At 65.3% G+C, this 19,282-nt stretch carries 20 protein-coding genes; 8 read left to right on the top strand and 12 right to left on the bottom strand.

What is annotated here, in order from left to right:
• Positions 1 to 162: 162 nt before the first annotated feature.
• The 7 genes from paaH to paaA are packed head-to-tail and all read right to left on the bottom strand — an operon-like array spanning position 163 to position 6,363.
• Positions 163 to 1,752, bottom strand: coding sequence for a 3-hydroxyacyl-CoA dehydrogenase PaaH (gene paaH, locus GJ699_RS33315; RefSeq protein ID WP_154383718.1), 1,590 nt, complete (start codon positions 1,750 to 1,752; stop codon positions 163 to 165).
• Between the two features lies 1 nt (position 1,753).
• Positions 1,754 to 2,563, bottom strand: a complete 810-nt coding sequence (gene paaG, locus GJ699_RS33310) for a 2-(1,2-epoxy-1,2-dihydrophenyl)acetyl-CoA isomerase PaaG (RefSeq protein WP_154383717.1) — start codon at positions 2,561 to 2,563, stop codon at positions 1,754 to 1,756.
• A gap of 13 nt (positions 2,564 to 2,576) precedes the next feature.
• Positions 2,577 to 3,653, bottom strand: a complete 1,077-nt coding sequence (gene paaE, locus GJ699_RS33305) for a 1,2-phenylacetyl-CoA epoxidase subunit PaaE (protein WP_154383716.1) — start codon at positions 3,651 to 3,653, stop codon at positions 2,577 to 2,579.
• Positions 3,654 to 3,660: 7 nt separating this feature from the next.
• Positions 3,661 to 4,308 (bottom strand): 1,2-phenylacetyl-CoA epoxidase subunit PaaD, encoded by a 648-nt coding sequence (gene paaD, locus GJ699_RS33300; RefSeq protein ID WP_154383715.1) that lies wholly within the window; start codon positions 4,306 to 4,308, stop codon positions 3,661 to 3,663.
• 14 nt (positions 4,309 to 4,322) lie between these two features.
• On the bottom strand, positions 4,323 to 5,075 hold the full coding sequence (paaC, locus tag GJ699_RS33295; RefSeq protein ID WP_154383714.1) for a 1,2-phenylacetyl-CoA epoxidase subunit PaaC: 753 nt from the start codon (positions 5,073 to 5,075) through the stop codon (positions 4,323 to 4,325).
• A 9-nt stretch (positions 5,076 to 5,084) separates the two neighbouring features.
• Positions 5,085 to 5,369 (bottom strand): 1,2-phenylacetyl-CoA epoxidase subunit PaaB, encoded by a 285-nt coding sequence (gene paaB / locus GJ699_RS33290; protein ID WP_154383713.1) that lies wholly within the window; start codon positions 5,367 to 5,369, stop codon positions 5,085 to 5,087.
• Between the two features lie 10 nt (positions 5,370 to 5,379).
• On the bottom strand, positions 5,380 to 6,363 hold the full coding sequence (paaA, locus tag GJ699_RS33285) for a 1,2-phenylacetyl-CoA epoxidase subunit PaaA (RefSeq protein ID WP_154383712.1): 984 nt from the start codon (positions 6,361 to 6,363) through the stop codon (positions 5,380 to 5,382).
• Between the two features lie 185 nt (positions 6,364 to 6,548).
• On the opposite strand from paaA, the gene GJ699_RS33280 reads away from it, so the two are divergent.
• The 4 genes from GJ699_RS33280 to GJ699_RS33265 all read left to right on the top strand — a co-directional run bounded on the left by GJ699_RS33280 (position 6,549) and on the right by GJ699_RS33265 (position 10,487).
• On the top strand, positions 6,549 to 7,523 hold the full coding sequence (locus GJ699_RS33280; protein WP_308495548.1) for a PaaX family transcriptional regulator: 975 nt from the start codon (positions 6,549 to 6,551) through the stop codon (positions 7,521 to 7,523).
• 109 nt (positions 7,524 to 7,632) lie between these two features.
• Positions 7,633 to 8,763: a M14 family metallopeptidase gene (locus GJ699_RS33275; RefSeq protein ID WP_154383710.1), complete on the top strand. Its 1,131-nt coding sequence runs from the start codon at positions 7,633 to 7,635 to the stop codon at positions 8,761 to 8,763.
• 88 nt (positions 8,764 to 8,851) lie between these two features.
• On the top strand, positions 8,852 to 10,090 hold the full coding sequence (locus GJ699_RS33270) for a hypothetical protein (protein WP_154383709.1): 1,239 nt from the start codon (positions 8,852 to 8,854) through the stop codon (positions 10,088 to 10,090).
• A 175-nt stretch (positions 10,091 to 10,265) separates the two neighbouring features.
• On the top strand, positions 10,266 to 10,487 hold the full coding sequence (locus GJ699_RS33265) for a hypothetical protein (RefSeq protein ID WP_154383708.1): 222 nt from the start codon (positions 10,266 to 10,268) through the stop codon (positions 10,485 to 10,487).
• A gap of 181 nt (positions 10,488 to 10,668) precedes the next feature.
• Here GJ699_RS33265 and pmbA read toward each other — a convergent pair whose 3' ends face one another.
• Complete coding sequence (gene pmbA / locus GJ699_RS33260) at positions 10,669 to 12,021, bottom strand: metalloprotease PmbA (protein ID WP_154383707.1); 1,353 nt, start codon at positions 12,019 to 12,021, stop codon at positions 10,669 to 10,671.
• Positions 12,022 to 12,115: 94 nt separating this feature from the next.
• Between pmbA and yjgA the strand changes: the two genes are divergently transcribed.
• Genes yjgA through GJ699_RS33245 form a run of 3 tightly spaced genes read left to right on the top strand, consistent with a single transcriptional unit; the run spans position 12,116 to position 13,993 of the window.
• On the top strand, positions 12,116 to 12,727 hold the full coding sequence (gene yjgA / locus GJ699_RS33255) for a ribosome biogenesis factor YjgA (protein ID WP_154383706.1): 612 nt from the start codon (positions 12,116 to 12,118) through the stop codon (positions 12,725 to 12,727).
• The gene (gene mog / locus GJ699_RS33250; protein ID WP_195763711.1) at positions 12,717 to 13,331 is read left to right on the top strand and encodes a molybdopterin adenylyltransferase; all 615 of its coding nucleotides are present in this window, start codon (positions 12,717 to 12,719) and stop codon (positions 13,329 to 13,331) included. Before yjgA ends, mog begins: the two co-directional genes overlap by 11 nt.
• Complete coding sequence (locus GJ699_RS33245; protein WP_154383704.1) at positions 13,328 to 13,993, top strand: alpha/beta hydrolase; 666 nt, start codon at positions 13,328 to 13,330, stop codon at positions 13,991 to 13,993. Before mog ends, GJ699_RS33245 begins: the two co-directional genes overlap by 4 nt.
• A 105-nt stretch (positions 13,994 to 14,098) precedes the next feature.
• Here GJ699_RS33245 and GJ699_RS33240 read toward each other — a convergent pair whose 3' ends face one another.
• A complete protein-coding gene (locus tag GJ699_RS33240; RefSeq protein ID WP_154383703.1) occupies positions 14,099 to 14,653 on the bottom strand; it encodes a carboxymuconolactone decarboxylase family protein in 555 nt (184 codons plus the stop codon).
• A gap of 97 nt (positions 14,654 to 14,750) precedes the next feature.
• On the opposite strand from GJ699_RS33240, the gene GJ699_RS33235 reads away from it, so the two are divergent.
• Positions 14,751 to 16,082: an aspartate aminotransferase family protein gene (locus GJ699_RS33235; protein ID WP_154383702.1), complete on the top strand. Its 1,332-nt coding sequence runs from the start codon at positions 14,751 to 14,753 to the stop codon at positions 16,080 to 16,082.
• A 1-nt stretch (position 16,083) separates the two neighbouring features.
• Here the strand turns inward: GJ699_RS33235 and GJ699_RS33230 are convergent, their stop codons facing one another.
• The 3 genes from GJ699_RS33230 to GJ699_RS33220 are packed head-to-tail and all read right to left on the bottom strand — an operon-like array spanning position 16,084 to position 19,139.
• Positions 16,084 to 16,938, bottom strand: a complete 855-nt coding sequence (locus GJ699_RS33230; protein WP_154383701.1) for a fumarylacetoacetate hydrolase family protein — start codon at positions 16,936 to 16,938, stop codon at positions 16,084 to 16,086.
• Between the two features lie 33 nt (positions 16,939 to 16,971).
• On the bottom strand, positions 16,972 to 17,871 hold the full coding sequence (locus GJ699_RS33225) for a 2OG-Fe(II) oxygenase (protein WP_229262414.1): 900 nt from the start codon (positions 17,869 to 17,871) through the stop codon (positions 16,972 to 16,974).
• 35 nt (positions 17,872 to 17,906) lie between these two features.
• Entirely contained in the window at positions 17,907 to 19,139 is a 1,233-nt protein-coding gene (locus tag GJ699_RS33220; RefSeq protein WP_195763712.1) for an MFS transporter, read from the bottom strand.
• Positions 19,140 to 19,282 lie beyond the last annotated feature (143 nt).

Genomic DNA, 19,282 nt, shown 5'->3' with positions numbered 1-19,282 from the left:
GCCCCGGCGACAGGCCGGTCGGTGTCAGGCGCGGCGTGCGGGGCGGCGGTACTGGCTGGCCGCGCGGCGGCTGGCACGACGGGTGGCACGGGTGGCACGTCGGCTGGCGCGGCGTGGCCTGGCGTGGCGGCGGTCGGCACTGTGCTCAGCGTGGTGTGCGTCCTAGTCATGAAAGCGTCCTTTGCTGGCTTGCTTGCGGCGCAGTAGCGGCGACACGCGATAGTGGTCCTCGCCATAGCTGGCGGCAAGGTTAGCCAGCACGCGCACGATGTGTTCAATGCCGATGGCGTCGGCCCAGGCCAGCGGGCCACGTGGATAGTTGACGCCCTTTTGCATCGCGATGTCGGCAGCGGCTGCGCTGCACACGCCTTGATTGACGGCGTCGGCCGCCTCGTTGGCCAGCATGGCGACGGTGCGCATCACGGCCAGGCCAGGCACGTCATCCAGCCGCGTGACGCTGAAACCGGCCGCCTGCAGCAGCCCGACCACCGCGTAATAAGCGCCCTCCGAACACTGGTCGGCACGGGCGACGGCGATGCGGGTGGCGATGCCATAATCCAGCGCGAGATCAAACAGCACCGTGTCGGGATGATGGTTGTCCTGCGCGCGCTGGGTGGCGCTGCGACCATCGCTAAGATAGACGGCGGCACCATTGCAGTGGAAGGCCGGCGCGTCGTCATGCGCGCCGGTGTGACGGATGTTTTCCGGCGTCTTGCGGTGCGTGATCTCAATACCGGCGGCACGCAGACGCGCGGCCAGCGACTCGGTCACTGCTCCACCCACCGCATGCGCCGCGCCGCCCTGTTCGACGCTGTAGCTGACATATTCGGGCCGAGGCTGCGGCGCTTCCTGTGCGGCGGCCGGCGTAACAGGCGTAACGCCCGCGCCATCATAACGGTAGCAACCGCGCCCTGATTTGCGGCCCAGATGCCCGGCATTGACCAACTCCTGCTGCAACACCGACGGCGTAAAGCGCGGATCGCCAAAGCAGGCGTTGAACACCGATTGCGTAACAGCGAAATTGACGTCATGCCCGATCAAGTCCATCAACTCGAATGGCCCCATGCGAAAGCCACCAGCCTCGCGCATCACGGCATCGATGGTCGCGGCATCGGCGGCCTGCTCGCCCAGCAGCCGCCAACCCTCGGCGTAATACGGCCGCGCCAGACGGTTGACGATAAAGCCCGGCGTCGAGCGCGCGTGCACCGCGTTCTTGCCCCAGGCGGTGGCGGTGTCGTACACGGTCTGCGCGACGGCAGTATCGGTGGCGACGCCGCTCACCACTTCGCACAACGCCATCAGCGGCACCGGATTAAAGAAATGCATGCCCACCACGCGCCCCGGCAGACGCAGACCGGCCGCAATCGCAGTAACGGAAATCGAAGAAGTATTGGTGGCCAGGATGCAGTCATCGCCGACGATCTGCTCCAACTGCGCGAACAAAGCCCGCTTGGCATCCAGCTGCTCGACGACGGCCTCCACCACCAACCCAGCGCCGGCAACATCGGCCAGCGACGCGGCGGCATGCAGACGTCCGATGGCGGCGGCGCGGATGGCGGCGCTCATGCGATCCTTGGCCACCAGCTTGTCCAGCGCAGCGCCGATACCGGCGATGGCCTGCTCCACCGCGCCTACACGCGTGTCGTACAAGCGCACCGTGTAACCGGCCAGCGCCGCCACCTGGGCGATGCCGGCGCCCATGGCGCCGCTGCCGATGACGGCCACCACGCGCTCTGTCGTCAGCGCCGCCATGTCAGCGCCCCTTGAACTGCGGCGCGCGCTTGGCCATGAAGGCGGCCACGCCTTCGCGGTAGTCGTCGCTGCGTCCCAGTTCACTCATCATGCCGCACTCCAGCGCCAGCTGCTGTTGCAGGCTGTTGTGCGGGCTGGCGTACAAGGCTTGTTTGGTGAAGGCCAGCCCTTTGGTGGGCGCGCTGGCGAAGTGGCGCGCCATCGCCTGCACTTCGGCGGCGAACGCATCGTCGGGAATGGCTTTCCAGATCAGGCCCCAGGCCTCAGCCTGCTCGGCGCTGAGTTTTTCGCCCAGCATGGCCAGGCCCATGGCACGCGCGCTGCCGACCAGCCGTGGCAGGAAGTAGGTGCCGCCGGTGTCGGGGATCAGTCCCAGTTTGCAGAACACTTCGACAAAGGACGCAGAGTGCGCGGCCAGCACGATGTCGCAGGCCAGCGCCAGGTTGGCGCCAGCACCAGCGGCCACGCCATTGACGGCGCAGATCACCGGCAGCGGCAAGGCGCGCAGCGACTGCACCAACGGCGCGTAGTTTTTTTCCACCGAGTCCCCCAGGTCAACCGCTTTGGCGCCCGGCTCCACTGCGCGGTCGGACAGATCCTGACCGGCGCAGAAGCCACGCCCGGCGCCGGTCAGCACCAGCACGCGCAAGGCCTCATCGCCTTCGCGGCCGGCGCCGGCCGCGACACGGCGCAGCGCGTGGCGCACTTCTTCGTGCATGGCCTGGGTGAAGCTGTTGAGTTTATCCGGTCGGTTCAGCGTCAGCGTGGCGATGCCGTCGCTGATCGTGAACAGGATGTTGTGATAGTCCATGGTGTCTCCGTTTTTATTCCGCCTGGTCGAAATCGATGACGACGCGGTCGGTAGTGGGGAAGCTCTGGCAGCTCAACACATAGCCGCGCGCGATTTCGTAGTCCTCCAGCGCGTAGTTGACGTCCATGTCGACTTTGCCCTCGATGACTTTGCAGCGGCAGGTGGAGCACACGCCGCCCTTGCAGGAGTAGCGCATGTCGAGGCCAGCTCGCAGGCCGGCGTCGAGCAGCGACTCCTTGTCCTGCTCCATGCTGAAACTGGCGGCGTTGCCGTCCATGATGACGGTGACTTCGGTTTGCCGGTGGGTGTCGCTGGCGGCGGCGCGCGGCTGGTGCTGGTGTTTGGGGATGCTGGCGGCGAACAGTTCGATCTTGATGTCGGCCTTGGGCATGCCGGCTTGCTGTAGTGCGGTGGAGACACCCAGCATCATGTCTTCCGGGCCGCAGATGAAGGCGGTGTCGATGTCGCTGGCGTTGATCCAGTGCTGCAGGAATTGTGCGGTTTTTTCTTGGGTGATGCGGCCGTTGAATAGTTCGATGTCCTGCTGCTCGCGGCTCATGACGTAGGTGATTTTCAGGCGTTCGAGGTAGCTGTCTTTGAGATCGGACAGTTCGTCGCGGAAGATCACCGAGGATGAGGCGCGGTTGCCGTAGACCAGTGTGAAGCGGCTGTGCGGCTCGGCCGCCAGCGTGGTCTTGATGATGGACAGAATGGGGGTGATGCCGCTGCCGGCGGCGAATGCCAGGTAGTGTTTGCGGTGTTCGGGGTTAAGCGGGACGTTGAAGTGGCCCATCGGCGGCATCACGTCCAGCGTGTGGCCGGGGCGCAGGGTGTCGTTGGCCCAGCCGGAGAACAGGCCGCCGCTGGTGCGTTTGATGGCGACGCGCAGGGTGTTGTCCTGCACGGCGGAGCAGATTGAGTAGGAGCGGCGCACGTCGTCGTTGTCGATGTGGGCGCGCAGGGTCAGGTGCTGGCCTTGCTGGAAGCGGAAGCTGTCGCGCAGTTCGGCGGGGACGGTGAAGGTGACGGCGATGGTGTCGCGGGTTTCGTGGCGCACATCGGCGATGGTCAGCGGGTGGAATTTGCTCATGATCGGCTCAGTGGGGCTTGAAGTAGTCGAACGGTTCGCGGCAGGTCTGGCATTGGTACAGCGCTTTGCAGGGCGTTGAGCCGAACTGGCTGACCAGGGTGGTGTGCGTGGAGCCGCAGAGCGGGCAGGCGATGTGCGGTGTGGCGACGGTGGCGCGGCGCGAGATGGCGGCGCGTGCGGTCGCGGCGCGGTCGGCGGCGGGGTGTGCTTCGCGCTCTGCGGCCGCATGGGCGAGGTGACGATCGACGGTGGCCGGGCGGTGCAGGCGGCTGATGTCGATGACCTGGTGCGCGGGTGGAGCGATGCCGTAGTCTCGCAGTGCGGCCTTGGCGGCGGCGCTCATCCAGTCGGTGGTCCAGGCGGGCGATAGCTGTTTGTGCAGGCGTACTTGGACGATGCCGTGCGCGTGCAGTGCTGCGGTGATGGCGTCGGCGATCACCTGCATGGCTGGGCAGCCGGAGTAGGTTGGCGTGATGGTGATGTCGCAGGTGCTGTCGTCCGCCACGCATATCTCGCGCACGATGCCTAGGTCGACGATGCTGATGACCGGGATTTCGGGATCGGGCACGGTGCGGAGCCAGGTCCAGATTTGCTCGGCATGGGCCCCGGCTTTCGCCGGGGCGACAGCGGTGGCGGTGGCGACGGTGGCTGTCATGACGGCCTCGCTGTTTACCACGCCGCGCCCGGATAGGCGCGCTGCAGGAACTGCATCTCGGCCAGGATGTAGCCCAGATGCTCGCTGTGCCTTCCCTGCTTGCCGCCGCTTTGCATCCACGCGTCTGCCGGGGGCAGGGTCAGTGTGGCTTCGGCAAACACCTCGCCCACATGCGCCAGCCACTGCGCGCGCAGTTCAGCCGCCGGCGGCGCCACGCCGGCCGACACCATCGCCTCATCCACCGCGTCATAGGCGAACACCTCGCCGCTGTACATCCACAGCTCATCGGCGGCGGCCTGGGTCCACAGGTGGCTGACCTCCGTGCCATCGCCCAACCGCACAATCAGATCGCCACTGCGGCGCAGGTGATAGCTGACTTCTTTCAGCGCCTTGGCGGCAATCGCGGCGATGCGCGTGTCGCTGCTGCGCGTCAGTCCCTCGATCAGGAAGTAGTGCCAGCTGTCGAAATAGAACTGCCGCATCAGCGTATCGGCATAATTCCCGTTGGGCTGCTCCAGCAACAGGCAGTTGCGGAATTCGTGCGCATCGCGCAGATACGCCAACTGATCTTCGTCGCGGCCAGCGCCTTCCAATTCGGCCGCGTACTCATACCACAGGCGGGTCTGCCCCAGCAGATCCAGCGCCACATTGGTCAGCGCCATATCCTCTTCCAGCGCCGGCCCCTTGCCGCACCACTGCGCCAATTGCTGGCTGAGGATCAGCGCATTGTCGCCCAGCCGCAGCAGATACACCACTTTATCGTCCATGGCCAAGCCTCACAGGTTTTTGACTTCGTCCGGCATCGGGAAGAAGGTCGGATGGCGATACACCTTGCTGTTGGCCGGCTCGAACAACGTGTCCTTGTCGGCCGGGCTACTGGCGACGATGTCGGCGGCGCGCACCACCCAGATGCTGACGCCCTCATTGCGCCGGGTGTAGACATCGCGCGCGTTGTTGACCGCCATCGCGGCATCCGGCGCGTGCAGGCTGCCGACATGCTTGTGCGCCAACCCATGCTGGCTGCGGATGAAGATCTCCCACAGCGGCCATTCTTTGCTCATGATGTTCTCCTCAGGCCGCGCGCGCGGCTTGTTTGTCGGCGTGCGCCACCAGCGCGTCGCGGAACCAGGCGCCGTCTTCCCACGCCTGCACACGGGTGCGCAGACGCTCGCGGTTGCACGGGCCGTTGCCCTTCAAAACGTTGTGGAATTCGGCCCAGTCGATGGCGCCGAAATCGTAGTGTCCGCGCTCGGCATTCCATTTCAGATCAGGATCGGGCACGGTCAGGCCCAGATAGTCGGCCTGCGGCACGGTCTGGTCGACCATGCGCTGGCGCAGTTCATCGTTAGAGAACAGCTTGATGCGCCAGGCCGACGATTGCGCGCTGTTGACGGAGTCGGCGTCCGACGGCCCGAACATCATCAGCGACGGCCACCACCAGCGGTTAAGCGCATCCTGCGCCATCGCCTTCTGCGCCGGCGTGCCGCGACACAGCGCCAGCATGATGTCGTAGCCCTGGCGGGCGTGGAACGATTCTTCCTTGCAGACGCGGATCATGGCGCGCGCGTACGGACCGTAGGAACAGCGGCACAGCGGGATCTGGTTGATGATGGCCGAGCCGTCCACCAGCCAGCCGATGGCGCCCATGTCGGCCCAGCTCAGCGTGGGGTAGTTGAAGATGCTGGAGTATTTGGCCTTGCCGCTGTGGAGCGCCTGCAACAGTTCGTCGCGCGACACGCCCAGCGTTTCGGCGGCGCTGTACAGGTAGAGGCCGTGGCCGGCTTCGTCCTGGATCTTGGCCAGCAGGATGGCCTTGCGCTGCAGCGTGGGGGCGCGCGTCACCCAATTGCCTTCCGGCAGCTGGCCGACGATTTCGGAATGGGCGTGCTGCGAGATCTGGCGTATCAGCGTCTTGCGGTAAGCGTCCGGCATCCAGTCCTTGGCCTCGATGCGGACGCCGGCGTCGATGCGGGCCTGGAAGGCTTGCTCGTCGGCGCTCATGTCGGCGGCCGTGCGAACTTGCTTGAGACCGGTCTCCACCAGTTGTGCGTACATGGCTGTCTCCTCTTTTTACGCATAATACGATACGTATTTTTATTTGACTACGTTTATTTTGACTCGCATTGCATTTGTGCATCGTGATAAATTTTTGCTGCGGGCCAGGCGGGGCAAAAGTAAACTAGCGCTATGGACAGATTACTAAGCCGCTTATGAATTGCAACGATTGGATAGCCGGATTTTTGACCAGCGATCCACCACGCTCGAAATCGCTGGTGGTGACGATTTTTGGCGATGCCATCGTGCCGCATGGCGGCATGGTGTGGCTGGGTAGTCTGATCGAGTTGCTGGCGCCGTTTGGCGTCAATGAGCGGCTGTTGCGCACCTCGGTGTTCCGGCTGGCGCAGGAGGGCTGGCTGGGCGCGCAGCGCGATGGCCGCCGGGCCTCGTATGCGATTACGCCGTCGGCGATGGCGCGCTTTGTGCATGCCTACCGCCGCATTTATGCGCCGCCGAATGTGCACTGGGATGGCAGCTGGACCCTCGTGCTGAGCGGCGACGGCGCACTCAGCGCGTCCGAGCGGGCGGCGCTGCGCAAGGAGTTGCTGTGGGAGGGCTTTAGCGTGGTGGCGCCCGGCATCATGGGCCATCCGGCCGCCGACGCGGCGGCGCTGGATGAGCTGCTGACGCGGCTGGGGCTGGCCGGCAAGCTGTTTGTGGTGCAGGGCAAGTCGATGCGGCAGGTCAGCGCGCGGCCGCTCAGCGATCTGGTGGCGCAGGGCTGGGATGTGGCGGCGGTGGCGGATGGTTACAACCGCTTCGTCGCCCAGTTCGAGCCGCTGCTGACGGCGCTGCGGGCGACCGCGCTGGCGCATGGAGACGACACGACGTTGGCGGCCAGCCCGGCGGAGGACGGGACAACCGACGCGGCGGACGCCGAAGCCTGCGACGAGCCACTGTCGCCGGAAAAAGCGTTCGTACTGCGCACGCTGCTGGTCCACGCCTACCGCCGGGTACAGTTGCACGATCCACAACTGCCAGTCGAGCTGCTGCCAACGCCGTGGCCAGGCGCCCTCGCCTACGACTTGGCGCGACAAATCTACCTGCTGATCTACGCCGCCGCCGAGCAACACATCGACACCGCGCTACGCCGCGAAGACGCCGCCGCCCCCGCCGCCGAAGCCGCCTTCTTCGACCGCTTCGGCGGCCTCAACTAGCGTCCACCCCGGTCTGAATTCGCGCCAGGCGGCGCGGGAGCCTGTATCATGTCGGGTCTGCGCCACAAGCGCGACCTACTATTCACATAGAATTCACCAGGATTCCGCCATGTCTATCAAAATCAGCCAGCAGTTTGACGCTGGCGCCATCGAGGTGCTGCGCGCCGACGACCCGACCGCCATCGACCTCCACATCCGCAAGGATTCCCACGCCGACATCACGCAGTGGTTTTACTTCCGCGTGCAAGGCGCGCAGGGCACGCCGCTGACGATGAATTTCCTCAACGCCGGCCAGGCCGCCTATCCGGCCGGCTGGCAGGATTACCAGGCTGTGGCCAGCTATGACCGCGACAGCTGGTTCCGCGTGCCGACCAGCTTCGATGGCCAGACCATGACCATCAACCACACGCCCGAACACGATAGCGTCTACTACGCTTACTTCGAGCCGTATTCGTGGGAACGCCATCTGGCGCTGCTGGACAACGCCCAGCTGTCGCCGCTGGTCAAGCTGGTCGATCTGGGCAACACCATCGATGGCCGCGACCTGAACATGCTGGTGATCGGCGATCCGGAAGCGGAGCAAAAAGTGTGGGTGATCGCGCGCCAACATCCGGGCGAGACGATGGCCGAGTGGTTTGTCGAAGGCTTTGTGGAAGCGCTGCTGGACCCGGCCAATCCGTTCGGCCGCCAGTGCCTGAAGGAAGCAGTGTTCTACGTGGTGCCGAATATGAACCCGGACGGCTCGGTGCGCGGCAATCTGCGCACCAATGCCGCCGGCGCCAACCTCAACCGCGAATGGCTGAATCCAACCATGGAGCGCAGCCCGGAGGTGTTCCTGGTCAAGCAGAAGATGCACGAGATCGGCGTCGATCTGTGCCTGGACATCCATGGCGACGAGGGCTTGCCGTATGTGTTCGTGGCGGGCAGCGAATCGCTGCCGAACTTCACGCCGGATCAGGCCGAGGCGCAGCAGTACTTCATCGACAACTTCCTGATCGCCAGCCCGGACTTCCAGGATGAGTTCGGCTACGGCGAAACGCCATACACCGAAGAGACGCTGACCATGGGCTCGCCGCACATCACGCACGCCTTCGGTTGCTTGTCTCTGACGCTGGAGATGCCGTTCAAGGACAACGCCAACGATCCGGATCCGGACACCGGCTGGAACGGAGCCCGCAGCGCCGAGCTGGGCAAGGCGATTCTGCAGCCGGTGCTGCAATCGCTGCTGGCGCAGCAGTAAGTCCTGCGGTGTCACAAGGCGGGCGCGGATGCGCCTGCCTACACTGGACCTCTGCGGCGCATCTGCGCGCCGCGTCCGGAGGTCCATCATGCTGAATTGCTCTCCGCGCCGCGCCCTGCGGCGCTTGATGCTGCTGGTCGGTCTGCTGCCGGCTTGCAGCACGCCCTATCAACCGCCGCTGCTGCCGCAGCCGCCGGCGGTGTTTCCCGGTTTGATCGATCTGGCCGCCCAGGCCGCCCCGCATGAGGCCGATGTGCTGCTGGTGCACGGCATCTGCACACATGACACCAGCTGGGCCGCCACTGTCGTGCCGCAACTGACCCGAGCGCTCAACGACGCCACCACGCCACGCGCGCCGATGCGGACGCCGCAGGATGCCGGGCTCGTCGCCAACGCCATGCCCGCATCGGCAGCCGCAGCCGGCAGACCGGGCCATATGGCGCCCGGGACCGAGCTCGCCAACACAGCCACCGCTGCCGGTTCCGCGCCGAGGGCAGCCGGCGCGCTGACCGCCCCCGCTGTCGACATCGTGCCGACCACGGTGACCACGCCGGCCGGCCAACTGCGCTTTGATGCGCTAATCTGGTCGCCGCTGACCAGCGCCCTCAAGCGCCAGCTGTGCTACGACCAGAGCGGCAAGTCCACGCAGTGCAACGACGCCCTACCCTATCCCTACACCCGCGCCAAACTGAACGCACGCTTCAAGGACGGCCTGATCGACGATTGCCTGCCCGACGCGCTGATTTACCAGGGCGTGGCGCGCGACAGCATGCAGCGGCAAATGCGCACCGCCATCCTGCAAGCACTGTCCGGCGCCCGCGCCGAGGTACCGCTGGTGGTGATTTCGCACAGCATGGGCAGCAAGCTGTTATTCGATACGCTGTTGCGCATGACGGAGGAGCCTGCCGGCTCGGCGGCGGCGATGGCGGCGCAACAAGCGGTGGACCGCATGCGCTTTCTGGTGATGGCGGCCAACCAGATCCCGCTGTTATCGCTGGCAGATCAGCCGCTGAGCCCGGCCACCAGCCTGAGCGCACCGCCGGACAGTCTGCAACTGCTGCTACGCAAACGCCGCACCGCACTGGCCGCCGACCATCATCTGACGCTGGTGGCATTCACCGATCCCAACGACCTGCTGTCGTACACGCTGCCGCCCGAGCGCTATGCGGCCGACGGCGTCACCGTCTACAACATCCTGGTCTCCAACGCGCCAACCTGGCCGGGCCTGCTGGAACGGCCCGACAGCGCCCACCTGGACTACCTCGGCAACCCAGACGTCGGCCGCCTGATCACCTGCGGCCAGCCCACAAGCAAGCTGTGCAAATGAGGAGATACGCACATGCCTTGCTATCCCCAAGTCATGCCTGATTTCGCCTGCTTTTGCCTGAAAAATGCCTGCTTCAGGCAGCTCCCCGCGTGGAACCTCCCTATGAGAGGCGCGGTCTAACAGTTACAAATGCAGGCAATCCGCAGGCAGAATCAGGCGAAAGCAGGCGTGACTTATGGATACCAACCATCACATATATACCGAGCTGGCGTACCAGCTGCGCAAGCGCGAAGCCCCCCGCACGGAAGAAGAAATCACGCTGATCGCGCTAAAAGAATGGATGGCCCGCAACTTCAGCTATTCGGCTATGCGCGGCTACCAATGGAAAGAGTTGTTCCTGCCGCACGGCGCCATGCTGCGCCTGATCCATCGCGGTATGACCTACTACGCCGAATAGCTGGGCGGAGGAAATCTGCGGCAGCGTGCGCAACGCCTGGCGCGACATCCACGTCCGCCGCAACTACACCGAATCGTGGAGCTACGCCAAAGCCCTGCGCCCTAAAGACGGCCAGCCTCCGCGCAGCCCCGGCGTTGAACGCAGAAAGCGCCACCGCCGCAGCTACGATTGAAAGCGAACCTTAAGCGCCCGCCACCACCATATTCTCGATCAGGATCGAACCGGTCTGTTTGGTGCCGCGCACCAGCACATCGTTACCGACCGCCACGATCTGCGCCAGCATATCCTTCATATTGCCGGCGATGGTGATCTCTTCCACCGGATACTGAATCACGCCATTCTCGACCCAGTAACCAGCCGCGCCGCGCGAGTAATCGCCGGTCACATAATTGGTGCCCTGTCCCATCAGCTCGGTGACCAGCAGACCGGTGCCCATCTTGCGCAACATGCCGGCGAAATCATCGGCCTCGGCGGTCAGCGACGAGGTCAGCGACAGATTATGCGAACCGCCGGCATTACCGGTGGTCTTCATGCCCAGCTTGCGCGCCGAATAGGTCGACAGGAAATAACCCTGCACCACACCATCCTTGACCACATCACGCTTAACGGTGCGCACGCCCTCCTCGTCAAACGGCGCCGAGCCGACCGCGCCGACCACATGCGGATCTTCCTGGATCTGCACATGCGTAGGCAGCACCTGCTTGCCCAGCGAATCCAGCAGGAACGTCGACTTGCGATACAGCGCGCCGCCCGACGTGGCTTGCACAAACGCCCCCAGCAAGCCAGCCGCCAGCGGCGCCTCGAACAGCACCGGGCAGTTGCGCGTCTCGATGCTGCGCGCGTTCAAGCGTGCCAGCGCGCGCTCGGCCGCATAACGTCCGATCGCCTCCGGCGACGACATCTGCGTTGCATCGCGCACCGACGAATACCAGTCGTCGCGCTGCATATGCTTGCCCTTGCCGGCAATTGGCGCCACCGACAGCGTATGGCGCGAATACGGATAGCCGCCGATGAAGCCGCGCGAATTGGCCGCCACAAAGTGCGACTGCTGCACGTGCACGCCGGCGCCTTCCGAATTGGTCACGCGCGGATCGACCGCGAATGCCGCCGCCTCGGCGCGCTGGGCCAGCGCCACCGCGTCGGCGGTGCTGATGTCCCACGGATAGAACAGTTGCAGATCGCGCGGATCGCGCTCCAGCATGTCGTCGTCGGCCAGGCCGGCGCAATCGTCATCGGCGGTGAAACGGGCGATGTTGTAGGCCGCTTCCACGGTCGCCTTCAGCGCCGCCGGCGAAAAGTCGGAGGTCGAGGCGTTGCCGCGGCGCTGGCCGATGAACACCGTCACGCCCATGCCCTTGTCTTTATTCTGCTCGATGGTCTCGATCTGGCTCTTGCGCACCGACACCGACAGGCCACTGCCCTCGCTGAATTCGACGGCGCAATCGGTGCCGCCCTGGGCTTTCGCATAGCCCAGCACATCCTGTGCGAGCTGCTTTAACTGGTCCTGGGTGTGGGTGAAATGGGTATCGCTCATGAGCTGTTTTCTTCGGGTAGCCGCTAAAATTGCTATCATAGCAGTCGTTTACAGTTTAAGGGCGCAGCTACGCGCCCGCTTGAAAGTTAATATTATGGTAAATCCCAACCGCAGCGGCGGTGGCGTCGGCTTCAGCTCGTCCGAATTTGAAGACGAATACGAGCGCCCATCCAAATCCGAGGCCAAGCGCCAATCCAACGCCCTGCAGAAGCTGGGCGAAGCGCTGGTCGAGGCGCCACGCGATCGCGTCAAGAAAGTGCCGATGCCGGAAGACGTGCTGGAAGCCATCCTGGAATGTCAAAAAATCACCAACCACGAAGGCCGTCGCCGCCAGATGCAGTTTGTCGGCAAGAAGATGCGCACGCTGGATGAAAACGAAGTCGCGCTGATCCAGAAAGCCATCGACAGCTGGAAAGGCGCCTCCAAGGCGGAAACCTCGGCCATGCACGCGCTGGAACGCCGCCGCGAAAAACTGCTGGCCGACGACAACGCGCTGACCACGCTGCTGAGCGAAGCGCCGCACCTCGACGTGCAGCAGCTGCGCACCCTGATCCGCAACGCCCGCAAGGAACAGGCCGAGAACAAGCCGCCTAAAGCCTACCGCGAAATCTTCCAGATCCTGAAACAGCTGGAAGCCGACAAGCGCAAGGCCAACGGCAGCGATGACGAAGGCGACGACGAAGCGACCGAAGGCGATGACGAATAACGTCGCGCTGCGGGTCGGCCTGGTCTCGGTGTCCGACCGCGCCAGCGGCGGCGTCTATGCCGACCAGGGCATCCCGGCGCTGCAAGCCTGGCTGGCGTCGGCGCTGACCACGCCGTTCGAAGTGGAAACCCGCCTGATCGCCGACGAACGGCCGCAGATCGAAGCCACGCTGACCGAACTGGCCGACGTCGCCCGTTGCCACCTGATCCTGACCACCGGCGGCACCGGCCCGGCGCGACGCGACGTCACGCCCGAAGCCACGCTGGCCGTCGGCACCAAGGAAATGCCCGGCTTCGGCGAACAGATGCGCCAGATCAGCCTGCACTTCGTACCGACCGCCATCCTGTCGCGCCAGACCGCCGTGATCCGCGAAAGCGCCGACCATGCCGCGCTGATCCTCAACCTGCCCGGCCAGCCCAAGGCCATCGCCGAAACCCTGGGCGGCCTCAAGGACGCCGACGGCAACACCCTGGTCGGTGGCATCTTTGCCGCCATTCCTTATTGCATCGACCTGATCGGCGGCCCCTATGCCGAGACCGCCCCGGCCGTGTGCAAAGCGTTCCGTCCCAAATCCGCCCTCCGCCCTGTCCAAGGACCCGCATGAGCCAATTATTGCAAACGATTGAAAAAGAAACCGGCGCCAACCCGAGCGTCGCCATCATCTGGATGCACGGCCTGGGCGCCGACGCCAACGACTTCGTGCCGATGCTGCACGAGCTGGACTTGGCCGGCCTGCCGGCGATCCGCTTCATCTTCCCCAACGCCGACACCATGCCGGTGACGGTCAACGGCGGCTACGTGATGCGCGCTTGGTATGACATCGTCGCCACCGACCTGGGCCGGCAAGAAGACGAAGGCGGCCTGCGCGCCTCGCAAGCCAAGATCGAAGCGCTGATCGCGCGCGAAAACGCACGTGGCATCCCGAACGAGCGCATCATCCTGGCCGGCTTCTCGCAAGGCTGCGCGATGACGCTGCAAACCGGCCTGCGCCAGACCAAACCGCTGGCCGGCATGCTGTGCCTGTCCGGCTACGTGCCGATCGCGCCGAAAGCCGCCGCCGAGCACACGCCGGAAAGCAAAACCACCCCGATCTTCCTGGTGCACGGCCGCATGGACCCGGTGATTCCGATCGCCCGCGCCACCGCCTCGCGCGACCTGCTGCTGCAGTGGGGCTACAACGTCGAATGGCACGAATACGCGATGCAGCACTCGCTGTGCCAGGAAGAAGTCCAGCACATCAGCGCCTGGCTGAAAAAAGTCCTGTAATTCGGGGTCAGTTCTAAAAAATGGACACGGGCTCAACCGTTTCGCGGCTGAGCCCGTGTCCACTTCGGGGTCTGACCCCGAAGTGGACACGAACTGATCAGGGGCTCATGCCGGTAGCGGCGCGGTGCTGGATGTTGGCACCGCCGTTTGCGCCGCGTTCATCACCATCGCCAGAAACGTGTAGTAGCCGTTGATGCCCATCAGGTCGACTACGCCGTGCTCGCCAAACGCGGCCAGCGCCGCCGCGTAAGTGGTGTCGTCCACCCGTTGCTGCTGATGCAGCTGCACGCAGAATTCATAGACCACCGCCTCGTCGGCCAATAGCGCCGCCGGCCGCCGCCGCACCGCGATCGCGGCAATCACCTCTTCCGCGATGCCGAAGTCGCGCGCGATCGGCGCGTGGATCGCCCACTCCACCTGCTGGTTCCAGTGGCGCGCCGTCACCAGTATCGCCAGCTCGGTCAGGCGGGTGCCGATCGCCGAGCGATAACGCAGATACTCGCCCATCTTTTGCGCGGCGCTCATCAGCTCCGGACTGCGGATCAGCGGCACGAACGGTCCATACAGCGCACCGCGCGGCCCGTCGATCACCGCCTGCGCCGCCAGTTGCTGGCTGGCGCTCATCTGCGCGAATGGAATCGGCCCCAAACGATCATCCATGCTGCCTCCTTAAAGACCTCATCATGGCATACATCAAAAAGTGCCAGGCCAAACCCGGCTATCGTCGGCAGTCTGCCCCTGTTCCCGAAAGGACGCCATGAGCCATATCATCCACCGCAGTTTGCGGCGCGTGCCGCCGGTCGCCGTGCGCGCCGCCGGCCTCACCGTCACCGACAACGCCGGCCGCACCTATCTCGACGCCAGCGGCGGCGCCGCTGTCTCCTCGCTGGGCCACGGTCATCCCGAAGTGCTGGCTGCGATGCACGCCCAGATCGACCGCACCGCCTACGCCCATACCGCCTTCTTCACCTGCGAGGCCGCCGAGCATCTGGCCGCGCGACTGGCCTCCGACGCTCCCGGCGACCTCGATCACGTCTATCTGGTATCGGGCGGCTCGGAAGCGATGGAGACCGCGCTCAAACTGGCGCGCCAATACTGGCTGGAGCGCGGCCAGCCGCAGCGCCAGCGCTTTATCGCGCGCCGCCAGAGCTACCACGGCAATACATTGGGCGCGCTGGCGGTAGGCGGCAACGAATGGCGCCGCCGCCCGTTCGCACCGCTGCTGATCGATGTCGACCGCGTGTCGCCCTGCTACGAATACCGCGAGCGCGCCCCCGATCAAAGCACTGACGACTACACCGCTGCCCTGCTGCGCGAGCTGGAACAGCAAATCCTAACCAGCGGCCCGCAAAACCTGATCGCCTTTGTCGCCGAAACCGTGGTCGGCGCCACCGCCGGCGCGGTGCCGCCCACGCCCGGCTACTTCCGCGGCGTGCGCCGGCTATGCGACCAGTATGGCCTGCTGCTGATACTCGATGAAGTCATGTGCGGCATGGGCCGCTGCGGCACGTTATACGCGTTTGAACAGGAAGGCGTGCTGCCCGACCTGGTGGTGCTGGGCAAAGGACTGGGCGCCGGCTACCAGCCGATCGGCGCGGTGCTGGCGCGCCGTCACATCGTCGACGCGCTGCGCGATGGCAGCGGCGCTTTCCAGCATGGCCACACCTATATGGGTCACCCGGTGGCCGCCGCCGCCGCGCTGGCGGTGCAGAAGGTGATTCAGCGTGATGGTCTGCTGGGCGCCGTCACCACGCGCGGCGCGTCCTTGCGGCGCATGCTGCGCGAGGCGTTTGGCCAGCATCCGCATGTGGGCGACATTCGCGGACGCGGACTGTTGATCGGATTGGAACTGGTGGCGGAGCGCGACAACAAGACGCCGTTCGATCCGGCGCTGGCACTGCACGCGGCCATCAAGGAAGAGGCGATGGCGCGTGGCTTGATGGTGTATCCGATGGGCGGCACCATCGATGGTCGTCACGGCGACCATGTGCTGCTGGCGCCACCGTTCATCGTCACCGAGGCCGAGCTGGCGGAGATCACCAGCCGCCTCAGCGACGCCATCGCCGGCGCCCTGGCGCGGGTGCGTTAGCTTATTTGCTGGCCTTCCAGGCGATAACCTCGGCCTGCTGCTCGCCCAGCCCGGCGATGCCCACGCGCAGGGTATCGCCCTTCTTCAGGAAGCGCTGCGGCTTGCGGCCCATGCCGACACCCGGCGGCGTGCCGGTCGCGATCACATCGCCCGGTTCCAGCGTGATGAACTTCGACAGATAGCTGACAATCTGCGCCACCGTGAAAATCATGGTCGAGGTATTCCCGGTCTGCATGCGCTTGCCGTTCACCTCCAGGTACAGATCCAGATCCTGCACATCGTAGATATCTTCCGGCGTCACCAGCCACGGGCCGACCGGGCCGAAGGTATCGCAGCCCTTGCCCTTGTCCCAGGTGCCGCCGCGCTCCAGCTGATACTCGCGCTCCGACACATCGTTGACCACCGTGTAGCCGGCGATGTATTTGTGCGCATCGGCCTCGCTGACATACTGCGCGCGCGCACCGATCACGATGCCCAGCTCCACTTCCCAATCGGTCTTCTTGGAACCCTGCGGCAGCATGATCGGATCGTCCGGCCCATTTAGCGCGCTGATCGCCTTGGTGAACACAATCGGCTCGGCCGGCAGCGGCAGCCCCGACTCCGCAGCGTGATCGGCGTAATTCAGGCCGATGCACAGGAACTTGCCGACCTTCGCCACCGGCACGCCATAGCGCGGATTGCCGCGCACCAGCGGCAGCGACGCATGCGCGATCTTCTCCAGCTTGCGCAGCGACTTCGGCGCCAGCGTCGCCGCATCGATATCGTCGATCACACCGGACAGATCGCGCAGCTTGCCCTCATCATCGATCAAGCCTGGTTTCTCTTTGCCTGGACGGCCGTAACGCACTAATCTCATACTTCACCCTCGGTTAACAAGTCATCGGGCATTTTAACCGTAGCGCCCTTGTCGCAGCCACTTGTTGGCGATGATCTTGGTGCCGTTGACCACCGGCGCGCCGCCGTGCAGCGTTTGTGGGTCGGGTTGATGATTGGTGTCGGTGTTGAGGAACCACAGCGCGCTGCCCTTTTTCGGGAACACCTCCAGTCCCAGACTGGGGAACACGGTGCCGCCGCCCTGCTCCACATCGCACAGATACAGCACAAAGGTCGCCAGCCGCTGGCCGCCGCGCGCCAGGTGCGAGCGATGGCCTGCGCTGTCCGGATCGAGCCAGTCGTAATGCGGGCGGTACTCCTGGGTCGGACCGTACTTCTGCAGCTGGAACGGTTCGCTGCACTCCGGCGACCAGTGCGCCAGCGCCGCCAGCCGGCGGTCGATGCGCTCGGCCACCTCCGCCTCGCCGCGCTGGATGAAAGCCATCTCCGAGGTGCGGCCTTCGTGCACCACGCTGGCGCCGTCGGCTTCCGCCGTCACCGTCGAGCGGGTGTAGCGCGTGCCGCAATGCGCGACGATGGCGTCGCACTCTTCGTCGCTGAGCACATTCCCGAGCAGGATCACCTGCGGCTTCTGCAGCACGAACAGCACATCCACCTCGCGGTCCGGCGCGGCGATGCGATTGCTGCTGACGTCTATGTAGGGCATTTCGCGCGGCGCCGAAAATGCGCTGGCCATAGCCGGCGCTGGCGCCGCCGCACTCGCGCCATCGGCGCCGGCCACGCGCAGACGCAGCGCCTCGTCGATGGCGGCGCGCGCCACCGCCATGCTGTGCTGCCCGGAGCGCGCCATGCTGTTGGCCATATCCAGCGGGCTGCAGCCGCGCTCCAGGTTCTCCATGATCCAGGTCCGCCAGGTTTGCGGCAGGTTGACAAAAACATTATCAGGTTGCGTCATCGGTCATCAAAGGCTGATCGGAGGGAAAACCCATTCTACCGGATCGGCGCCCTGCGGCGCACAAAGCACAGCAAGCCTGGCAGCTGCAACAACAGCAGCGCCGCGAACGCGGTCTGGTAGGCCTCAGCCGGATAGTGTCCCAACAGGTCTGGTCGCCAGCAACCGACCACCAGTCCGAAGCCCGCCTGCACCACAAACGCGCCCAGGAAAATCAGCAGGTTCAGACAGGTGGCGGCGCGCCCGGTCAGCGCGCCGGGCAGGCTTTGGGCGACGATGGTGTATTCGATGCCGGTGACCGTGCCCACCAGCGTAAACAGCACCGACAGCAGTTGATAGCTGGGCCGCCAGTTCAGCACAAAGCCCAGCTGCACCAGCAGAAACAGCGCGACGCCAGCCGCCGCCACCGTGATCGGCGCCACGCCGCGCCGGCCGGCCCATTCGGTCATCATGCCGACCGCGATGGCGCCGAATATCACCGCCGCCATGCCGAGGTAGAGTAGATAGCCGACCGCCTCTTCGCTGTAGCGCGCCACGTCGCTCAGCCAGCGGCTGATCCATAGTCCCTGGATGCCGAAGAACACCGTGTGCGGAATCAGCACCAGCGCGGCTACGTCGCGGAAGGCAGGGTGCCGGTAGACTTCGCGCATAGCATCCAGCAAGGCTGGCTTGCGGATGCTGACCGGCTGTGACGGCGCCAGTGCGCGTATCAGCACGCCGATCAGCGCCGCCGCTGCGGCCAGCAGTAGGAACAGACCGCGCCAGTCCATGTAATGCAGCGCCAGACGCACTGGCAGTGTGGCCGCCGCCGCTCCGAGGCCGCCAACCGCGATCAGATAGCCCTGCACTGATGGCAGCCGCGCTGGCGCGATCCAGGTTGAAATGGCCTTCACCGCCGACATGAAGCAGCCGCCCAGCCCGAGGCCGATGATGGCGCGTGCCACCAGCAACTGGCTGAAGGTGTGGCCGCCGGCGAACGCCAGCGCGCCGACGCCGGCCAGCAGCAGCATCGGCAGCTGGACCTTGGCCGGTCCCCAGCGGTCCAGCGCCATGCCGACCGGCAGCTGGGCCAGCGCGAAGGTGAGGAAGAAAGCGCTGGTCAGCAGGCCAAGCTGGCCGGAGGTCAGCGCCAGCGACGCCACCAGTTGCGGTGCCAGCGTCGCGTTCACCGTGCGCATCAAGCTTGAAAGGAAGTGGCCTAGCGCGAACGGCAGGAACACCAGCACAAACAACGCGCCACCAGAAAGCGGCCGCACCACCACCGTCGACATCCCGCCCCCCGCCACCGTGCCCGCGCCGGGCGGCGGCAACGTCGGCCCGTCCGCAGTCGCGCTATCGGCAAGCGGCGCAGTGCCGAGGGGCGGCGGCAGCGGCACGACGGCGCGCGAGAGACCGAGGGGCGGCAGCGGCGGCA

Source organism: Duganella guangzhouensis, assembly GCF_009674535.1.
GTDB classification, from domain to species: domain Bacteria; phylum Pseudomonadota; class Gammaproteobacteria; order Burkholderiales; family Burkholderiaceae_D; genus Rugamonas; species Rugamonas guangzhouensis.
Note: the sequence above shows the minus strand (reverse complement) of the source record. Positions and strands in the feature narration are given on the sequence as shown.